Consider the following 9,018-nt stretch of genomic DNA (forward strand, 5'->3'; position numbering starts at 1 on the left):
GTGAGGCGGACCATATAATTAACCCCGAGCATAACTCGGGGTTTCTTCTTAATCGAATCCGTTAAAACAGATTATTTACCTGCACGAGAAGCGCGTTTACGGTCGCTTTCTGTTAGGAATTTCTTACGGATACGGATGCTTTCTGGCGTTACTTCTACTAGTTCATCTTCATCAATAAACTCTAGAGCTTGCTCAAGAGTGTGCTTGATTGGTGGAGTTAGAACCTGAGCGTCATCAGTACCAGATGCACGAACGTTGGTTAGCTGCTTACCTTTCAGAGCGTTTACTGTTAGGTCGTTATCGCGGCTATGAATACCGATAACCATGCCTTCGTAAACTTCTACACCGTGACCGATAAATAGGCGACCACGTTCTTGAAGGTTAAACAGTGCGTTAGTCAGTGCTTTACCCATTGCGTTAGCGATTAGTACGCCGTTGATACGCTGACCGATGTTACCGCCTTTGTGTGGGCCGTAGTGATCAAACGTATGGTAAAGAAGACCAGAACCTGACGTTAGCGTCATGAATTCAGTTTGGAAACCGATCAAGCCACGAGAAGGCATATCGAAGTCCATGCGCACACGGCCTTTACCGTCTGGTGCCATGTCTTTCAGCTCACCTTTACGTAGACCGATGTTTTCCATGATGCCGCCTTGGTGCTCTTCAAGAACATCAATCGTTACTGTTTCAAACGGTTCCATTAGCTGACCATCTTCTTCTTTGATGATTACTTCTGGACGAGATACAGCAAGCTCAAAGCCTTCGCGACGCATATTTTCGATCAGGATAGATAGGTGAAGTTCACCACGGCCTGAAACGCGGAATTTGTCTGGATCGTCTGTTTGCTCAACGCGCAGTGCTACGTTGTGTACCAATTCTTTCTCTAGACGCTCAAGGATGTTACGTGAAGTTACGAATTTACCTTCTTTACCCGCGAATGGAGACGTGTTTACTTGGAACGTCATCGTTACTGTTGGTTCATCAACAGAAAGTGCTGGTAGCGCTTCAACTTGGTTTTGAGCACAAATAGTGTCAGAGATTTTCAGCTCACCAAGACCAGTGATTGCAATGATATCACCAGCGTTCGCTTGCTCAACTTCGTGACGCTCTAGACCAAGGTAACCCATTACCGTACCCACTTTACCGTTGCGCGTTTTACCGTCAGCACCGATAACTGTTACTTGTTGGTTTGGCTTAACGCTACCACGAGTTACACGAGCAACACCGATAACACCAACGTAAGAGCTGTAGTCTAGCTGAGAAACTTGCATCTGTAGTGGACCGTCTAGGTCAACTTCTGGAGCGGCTACTTCGTCAACGATAGTTTGGAATAGCGGTTCCATGTTTTCGCCAGTTTCGCCCTCTTCTAGAGTAGCCCAACCGTTTAGTGCTGAAGCGTAAACAACTTTAAAGTCTAGCTGTTCGTCAGTTGCACCTAGGTTGTCGAATAGGTCGAATACTTGGTCCATAACCCAATCAGGACGAGCACCTGGACGGTCAATCTTGTTGATTACAACGATTGGCTTAAGGCCGTGTGCAAATGCTTTTTGTGTTACGAAACGCGTTTGAGGCATCGGGCCATCAACAGCGTCAACGATAAGTAGTACTGAGTCTACCATCGACATAATACGTTCTACTTCACCACCGAAGTCCGCGTGTCCCGGAGTATCTACGATGTTGATGCGGTAATCATTCCAGTTAATTGCTGTGTTTTTAGCAAGAATGGTAATACCACGTTCTTTTTCGATGTCGTTTGAGTCCATGACTCGCTCTTCAGCTTCGCCGCGAGACTCTAGAGTACCTGATTGTTGCAGTAGTTTATCAACCAGTGTTGTTTTACCGTGGTCAACGTGCGCGATGATCGCGATATTTCTTAATTTATCAATCTGTGGAGTAGCCATGGATTTGATTCACTTAGATAGATGAAATGCCCCCACGCTGAGAACGGGTGCTCTCTGGTGACATTTGCTGATTAAAAAAACGGCCATAATGTACCAGATTTTAGCAAAAAGCATAGAAATATGTGATCTACTCCCGAGCTTTTCTGCGAAATTTACGCTTAATACCCACTTTCCTTATTAAAGCGAATTGATTCAACGCAATTTTATTCCAATCGTTGCGTAATACAAATTGACTCTCACTCAAAAACTGGACTAAATAAGCAACGTGTTTGTCACATTGTGGTGCAATAATTTAAATGCGCACCATTTTAGTGCAAAGTCAGATCATTTTGGTGCAATCGTTTGCACCAAACTAGGATCTAAAAACATAATCCCTTGAAATTAATGGAATATTTTTTTTGGCACGGTTTTGGCTTTAGAGAAACCAGCATCGATTAATAAAATGTCAAACAGATTAATCAATGCTGGATTTAATCAAGATTTCATAAATCGAGCTTTACCGCTTTATTAACACTGGAGGTTATCCACGATGTCAGTAGAAAACGTTTTATCACTGATCCAAGAGAACGAAGTTAAGTTTGTTGACCTACGCTTCACTGATACAAAAGGTAAAGAGCAGCACATCTCTATCCCTGCTCACCAGATCGACACAGACTTCTTCGAAGAAGGTAAAATGTTCGATGGTTCATCAGTTGCTGGCTGGAAAGGCATTAACGAATCAGACATGGTTATGATGCCAGATGCATCTTCTGCAGTGCTTGACCCATTCACTGAAGATGCAACGCTAAACATCCGTTGTGACATCCTTGAGCCTGCAACAATGCAAGGCTACGATCGCGACCCACGCTCTATTGCTAAACGCGCTGAAGACTTCATGCGCTCTACAGGCGTTGCTGACACAGTACTTATCGGTCCTGAGCCAGAGTTTTTCCTATTTGACGACGTTAAGTTCGCAACTGACATGTCTGGTTCTTTCTTCAAGATTGATGACGTAGAAGCAGCATGGAACACAGGTTCTGATTACGAAGAAGGTAACAAAGGTCACCGTCCAGGCGTTAAAGGTGGTTACTTCCCAGTAGCTCCTGTGGATTCATCTCAAGACATCCGTTCTGCAATGTGTCTAGTAATGGAAGAGATGGGCCTAGTTGTTGAAGCGCACCACCACGAAGTAGCAACTGCGGGTCAAAACGAAATCGCAACTCGCTTCAACACACTAACAACAAAAGCAGACGAAATCCAAATCTACAAGTACGTTGTACACAACGTTGCACACGCATTTGGTAAGACAGCGACATTCATGCCTAAGCCACTAGTTGGTGACAACGGTTCTGGTATGCACGTTCACCAATCTCTAGCAAAAGATGGCGTTAACCTATTTGCTGGTGATAAGTACGGCGGCCTATCTGAAATGGCGCTTTACTACATTGGCGGTATCATCAAACACGCTCGTGCAATCAACGCATTCGCTAACCCATCAACGAACTCGTACAAGCGTCTTGTACCAGGCTTCGAAGCACCAGTTATGCTAGCTTACTCAGCGCGTAACCGTTCTGCTTCTATCCGTATCCCAGTGGTACCAAGCCCTAAAGCACGTCGTATTGAAGTTCGCTTTGGTGACCCAGCAGCAAACCCATACCTATGTTTCGCAGCAATGCTAATGGCTGGTCTTGACGGTATTAAGAACAAGATCCACCCAGGCGAAGCTATGGATAAAGACCTGTACGACCTTCCAGCGGAAGAAGCAGCAGAAATCCCAACAGTGGCTTACTCACTAAAAGACGCTCTAGAAGAACTAGATGCAGACCGTGAGTTCCTAACAGCTGGCGGCGTATTCTCTGATGACTTCATCGATTCTTACATCAGCCTGAAAGCGCAAGATGTTGAGAAAGTAAACATGACAACTCACCCACTTGAGTTCGAACTTTACTACTCTGTATAAGGTCTAAGCTGTGTAAAATGTAAACACAGTTACAAAATATTAGGCTCGCCTCGCAGGCGGGCCTTTTTTGTATACGCTCAACTAAGTTGCCCGTTTAACATGAAGAGATAACAAAAATACGCCTGAATCTTTTATCTTTATGGATCAAGGTTCTAGGCAACCGAAATGTGAAATCATCGATCAAAAGAAGGTGAGCAATGAAAGTTCAGCTTTTACCAACCCTGTACGCGCTCAGTACCTTGCTGATGGCGTCGACCGCTGGTGCCCAAGTCGCTTACACTTGGGTAGATAAGGACGGGGTCATCCACTTTAGTGACACCCCCAATCAAGGTGCAAAAACCATTTCACTTCCCAACCTAGAGGCTAGTGCACCTGCTCCCCGGGTACAAAGTACGGAGTCTTTAACACCTCAAGCCAGCGTACCAAAAGAGACTGCTGATACACCGAAAGCAAAAACCGAAAAGCCTGTGCCGCTTTCCCTATCCATGCTCACACCTCAACATGACGAAACCATAAGAAGTAACAATGGGTTAATCAACATCCAACTGGATGCCAACCGCAAACTAGGGATTGGAGAGCAACTGCAACTCATCCTTGATGGCAAGCCTTATGGAGCCCCTCAAAGCCGCCTCACTTGGCAACTTAGCAACATTGACCGTGGTACTCACACCCTTGCGGTACAAGCGAAAAGAAGCGGCAAGCTTATTGCATCTACTAGCCCTATAACGGTGCATTTACATAGAGCGAGTATCAAGCCGACCATTAAAGGGGCAAAGTAGAATATTAAGTGAGAAAAAACGCACGCTCGCGCTGCTTTTCACTTTTTCTTCTGAGATTTATTCGCCATACTTACGTTCTATTGCACCAATATAGTGCAACGCACAATCACAACGCAAACAAGGACGTAATGTGGATACTAGTCTCTCCAGTGCCATCCTCAATAACATGGTGACAGCGACGTTGATTCTCGATGATGGATTGGCGGTACGTTATGCCAACCCTTCGGCTGAGTTGCTGTTTTCACAAAGCGCTAAGCGCATTGTCGAGCAATCACTGTCTCAATTGATTCAACATGCGTCTTTGGATCTGGCTTTACTGACCCAGCCACTACAAAGCGGTCAAAGTATTACCGACAGCGACGTTACCTTTGTTGTCGATGGCCGGCCTTTAATGTTAGAGGTCACCGTCAGCCCAATCACATGGCAAAAACAATTAATGCTGTTGGTTGAGATGCGAAAGATAGATCAACAACGCCGACTCACTCAAGAGCTTAATCAACACGCTCAACAACAAGCGGCTAAGTTGTTGGTGCGAGGCTTAGCACATGAGATCAAGAATCCACTGGGCGGTCTACGCGGCGCGGCACAGCTATTGGAGAAAATGCTGCCCGATCCTTCTTTGACGGAATACACCCACATCATTATTGAACAAGCCGACCGCTTGAGAGCATTAGTCGATCGCTTGCTAGGGCCACAAAAACCAGGCAAGAAAACGCAAGAGAACCTTCACCAAGTGTTGGAGAAGGTACGCCAATTGGTTGAGCTGGAATCTCAGCATTCGGTGGTAGTTGAACGCGATTACGATCCAAGCTTGCCAGAGTTGCTAATGGATGCAGACCAAATTGAGCAAGCGATGCTCAATATTGTTAGTAATGCCGCACAAATACTGTCTCACCAAGAACACGGTAAAATCACCATACGCACCAGAACGGTGCACCAAGCCAATATTCACGGCCAACGCTGCAAGCTCGCTGCTCGCATAGAAATCACCGATAACGGTCCGGGTATCCCACCAGAATTACAAGATACGTTGTTCTATCCCATGGTCAGTGGCCGTGAAGGTGGAACAGGGCTCGGACTGTCTATCTCACAAAACCTGATCGACCAGCACAACGGCAAGATTGATGTCGAAAGCTGGCCAGGTCACACCACTTTTACGATTTATTTGCCAATCTGACCACGCTAAATGGTTTTGGTATTCGTCAGTTTTTAGGCTTTCGCTGCAAGGATTTATACATGAGTAAAGGATATGTTTGGGTCGTCGATGACGACAGTTCGATTCGCTGGGTGATGGAGAAAACACTCTCATCAGCCAACATTAAATGCGAAACCTACGCGGACGGGGAAAGTGTACTGATGGCGCTAGAGCGCGAAGTACCAGACGTGTTGGTTTCGGATATCCGTATGCCGGGTATCGACGGACTAGAGCTACTAAAGCAAGTTCAGCATGACTATCCTGATCTACCTGTCATCATCATGACGGCACATTCGGATTTAGACGCCGCTGTAAATGCTTACCAAAAAGGCGCATTCGAATATCTGCCAAAACCATTTGATATTGATGAAACCCTCACTCTGGTTGAACGTGCAATAGCCCACAGCCAAGAAAACAAACGTGAGCAATTGCTCCCAGAAGAGATTCCAACCGACACACCAGAAATCATCGGTGAAGCACCGGCGATGCAGGAAGTGTTTCGCGCCATCGGTCGCCTATCTCGCTCTTCCATTTCCGTTTTGATCAACGGCGAATCAGGTACAGGTAAAGAACTGGTAGCTCATGCTCTGCACCGCCATAGTCCGCGCGCCAACAAACCTTTTATTGCTCTCAATATGGCCGCGATTCCAAAAGACTTAATTGAGTCGGAATTGTTCGGCCATGAAAAAGGCGCATTTACTGGCGCAAACAGTGTTCGCCAAGGTCGCTTTGAGCAAGCCAATGGTGGCACGCTGTTTTTGGATGAAATTGGTGATATGCCATTAGATATTCAAACTCGCTTATTACGTGTTTTAGCCGACGGTCAGTTTTATCGAGTGGGTGGCCACTCACCCATTCAAGTCGACGTTCGTATTGTCGCTGCTACCCACCAAAACCTAGAAAAATTGGTCCACGAAGGCGATTTCCGTGAGGATTTATTCCACCGCTTGAACGTTATTCGAGTTCAAATCCCCGCGCTAAGAGAGCGTAAACAAGACATCGAAAAGTTAACGCAACACTTCTTGGTTCGTGCGGCTGATGAGCTCGGTGTCGAAACCAAAGCCTTGCACCCTTCTTCTGTCGACATTCTTAATCGTCTTGATTGGCCGGGTAACGTGCGCCAATTAGAAAACATTTGTCGTTGGTTAACCGTAATGGCAAGTGGTAGTGAAGTGCTACCAAGCGATCTGCCCGCAGAATTATTGGAAGAGAAAAAAATCATCACCGAGACAAGCAGTGGCAGTTGGCAAGAACAATTAGCGGACTGGGCACGCCACGCGTTAGAAGCTGGGGATAAAGAACTACTTTCCTTCGCTTTACCAGAATTTGAACGCATTTTATTGGAAGCTGCGCTAGAACATACTAAAGGTCACAAGCAAGATGCCGCTAAAGTACTAGGTTGGGGACGCAATACCTTAACCAGAAAGTTAAAAGAGCTGTACTGATTTCGAGCGGTCACGACGTTAGAGCATGGTTATCAAGCGCAAACTTTTCATCTCGCTTGATAACCTAAATGTCAGTACAATTACGGCACACCATCCCTTTTGTGACTAGGCAATGTCTAACGCGACGACTCAAATTACACTACGTACTGCTGTTCTCATCCCCTTTGTGATGATTTTTTTGCTGGCTATCGGTGTGATTGTTTACGTCCAAAAGCAGAGCTACGAAGAAGTTGTTACCGACATCAGTGATAAACAACTTTCTGTACTCACAGAAAGTGTTCACGACCATTTGAATGATTACTTACGCAAACCTTTTACCGCCGTCGCTGCACTCGGCCACAACGTCAGTTATCACAACCTTTACCACCCGAATGACACGAAAGACATTCAATCCTATTTGCTCAGCGCATTTAAAGATCTGTACCACTCGATACCGCAACTCGATGTGATCGCTTTTGGCTCAGAAACGGGTGACTTTACCGGTTTTCGCCGCGAGTCAGCCGATGCATATACCCTGATGGTGCAAGACTACCGAACCAAAGGCAGTTTGGTGATTTATGGTAGTGAAGAAGTCAGTGATGATATTCGTACTATCATCGCCCCTTATGACCCAAGAACTCGCCCTTGGTATCAACCCGTAGCACAAGACCATAAAGCCCATTGGTCATCGATTTATGCCAATGCTGATGAGCGTCAAGACATCACTCTTTCTGCGATGACACCGGTTTACGAAATGGGTACATTTGCTGGCGTCTTGGTCACAGATATACGCATCAACACTTTCAATCAGTTCTTACAAGAGTTAAAGCAAGAGACCAATGCTTCCGTCTATATCATGGACCAACAGCATCGTTTAGTTGCTCACTCAGGACAAGGCAGTGTGATTTCATGGGGTACTAAGTTCTCCGATAAAGGCCAGCGTTTGCTTGCATCAGAGAGTGCCGACCCAATCATAAAAATGAGTGCTGCTCGAGTTAGCGGACAGGTGTTGAATTACACAGATAAACCCTATACGTTCGAATTCGACTTTAATGGTCAGCGCACTTTTAGTCGTATCACGCCTTATCATGACAGCAATGGCTTAACTTGGTTTATCGGCACCTCCATCTCTGAGAGTGAATTACTCGGCACCTTGCCCAAGAGCCAACAAAGGAGTTGGATGGTTGGCTTTTTAGTGAGTCTATTTGGCATCGTTGTCAGTCTACTGATCTTCAATCGCGTCACTCGTCCTATCAATGCTACCGCTACAGCAGCGCAGCATCTGGCTAAAGGGGATTGGGACAGTACGATGCCTCGCCCTGGCTATGTCTACGAAACCACCATCCTTGTACAAGCCTTTAATGAAATGGCCAGTAATCTAAAAGCGTCATTCAAAGCGTTGCGAGAGCAGCTCGAATTCGACTCATTAACCCGTCTCTACAGCCGCCAAGGACTCATTGAAGTCAGTGAAAACAACTCACATGCAGAGCAAGGCAGTTTGTATCTCATTGGGATCAACAAATTTAGGGATATCAACGACAGTGTCGGCCATCACAATGGTGATCAGCTCCTGATCCATGTTGCTGAGCGCCTTAAGCAACAGTTGAAAGAAGAAGCGACGCTAGCTCGTATTGGTGGTGATGAGTTTGCGGTCTTTATGCCAAACATGCACAGCGACGGTGATATTCGTTTAATGGAAAGACGCTTACAGCAATTGCTTGCTGCGCCTTTCATACTCGATGGTGAAACAGTAGTAATCAACCTGAACTCGGGATAAAAA

Annotated in this window: 5 protein-coding genes and 1 pseudogene; 5 read left to right on the top strand and 1 reads right to left on the bottom strand. The window is 45.9% G+C overall.

Annotated elements, in window-relative coordinates:
* Positions 1 to 71: 71 nt before the first annotated feature.
* Positions 72 to 1,901: a translational GTPase TypA gene (gene typA / locus BCT11_RS06545; protein WP_038870035.1), complete on the bottom strand. Its 1,830-nt coding sequence runs from the start codon at positions 1,899 to 1,901 to the stop codon at positions 72 to 74.
* 529 nt (positions 1,902 to 2,430) lie between these two features.
* Here typA and glnA point away from each other — a divergent pair.
* From glnA to BCT11_RS06575, 5 genes and pseudogenes are all read left to right on the top strand, one after another.
* The gene (gene glnA, locus BCT11_RS06555; RefSeq protein ID WP_038870033.1) at positions 2,431 to 3,840 is read left to right on the top strand and encodes a glutamate--ammonia ligase; all 1,410 of its coding nucleotides are present in this window, start codon (positions 2,431 to 2,433) and stop codon (positions 3,838 to 3,840) included.
* Positions 3,841 to 4,037: 197 nt separating this feature from the next.
* Positions 4,038 to 4,619, top strand: coding sequence for a DUF4124 domain-containing protein (locus BCT11_RS06560; protein WP_038870031.1), 582 nt, complete (start codon positions 4,038 to 4,040; stop codon positions 4,617 to 4,619).
* Positions 4,620 to 4,785: 166 nt separating this feature from the next.
* Positions 4,786 to 5,796, top strand: a complete 1,011-nt coding sequence (gene glnL / locus BCT11_RS06565) for a nitrogen regulation protein NR(II) (protein WP_230677714.1) — start codon at positions 4,786 to 4,788, stop codon at positions 5,794 to 5,796.
* 59 nt (positions 5,797 to 5,855) lie between these two features.
* The gene (gene glnG, locus BCT11_RS06570) at positions 5,856 to 7,259 is read left to right on the top strand and encodes a nitrogen regulation protein NR(I) (protein WP_038870027.1); all 1,404 of its coding nucleotides are present in this window, start codon (positions 5,856 to 5,858) and stop codon (positions 7,257 to 7,259) included.
* A gap of 112 nt (positions 7,260 to 7,371) precedes the next feature.
* Positions 7,372 to 9,006: pseudogene (locus tag BCT11_RS06575) on the top strand (diguanylate cyclase); the annotation flags it as partial.
* Positions 9,007 to 9,018 lie beyond the last annotated feature (12 nt).

Source organism: Vibrio sp. 10N.222.52.B12, from assembly GCF_002875385.1.
In the GTDB taxonomy this organism is placed as follows: Bacteria; Pseudomonadota; Gammaproteobacteria; order Enterobacterales; family Vibrionaceae; genus Vibrio; species Vibrio jasicida.

Excerpts from the sequence above, each read along its gene's own strand:
- BCT11_RS06560 (WP_038870031.1), top strand. The coding sequence starts at position 4,038 with ATGAAAGTTCAGCTTTTACCAACCCTGTACGCGCTCAGTACCTTGCTG.
- glnL (WP_230677714.1), top strand. The coding sequence starts at position 4,786 with ATGGTGACAGCGACGTTGATTCTCGATGATGGATTGGCGGTACGTTAT.
- glnA (WP_038870033.1), top strand. The coding sequence starts at position 2,431 with ATGTCAGTAGAAAACGTTTTATCACTGATCCAAGAGAACGAAGTTAAG.
- typA (WP_038870035.1), bottom strand. The coding sequence starts at position 1,901 with ATGGCTACTCCACAGATTGATAAATTAAGAAATATCGCGATCATCGCG.
- glnG (WP_038870027.1), top strand. The coding sequence starts at position 5,856 with ATGAGTAAAGGATATGTTTGGGTCGTCGATGACGACAGTTCGATTCGC.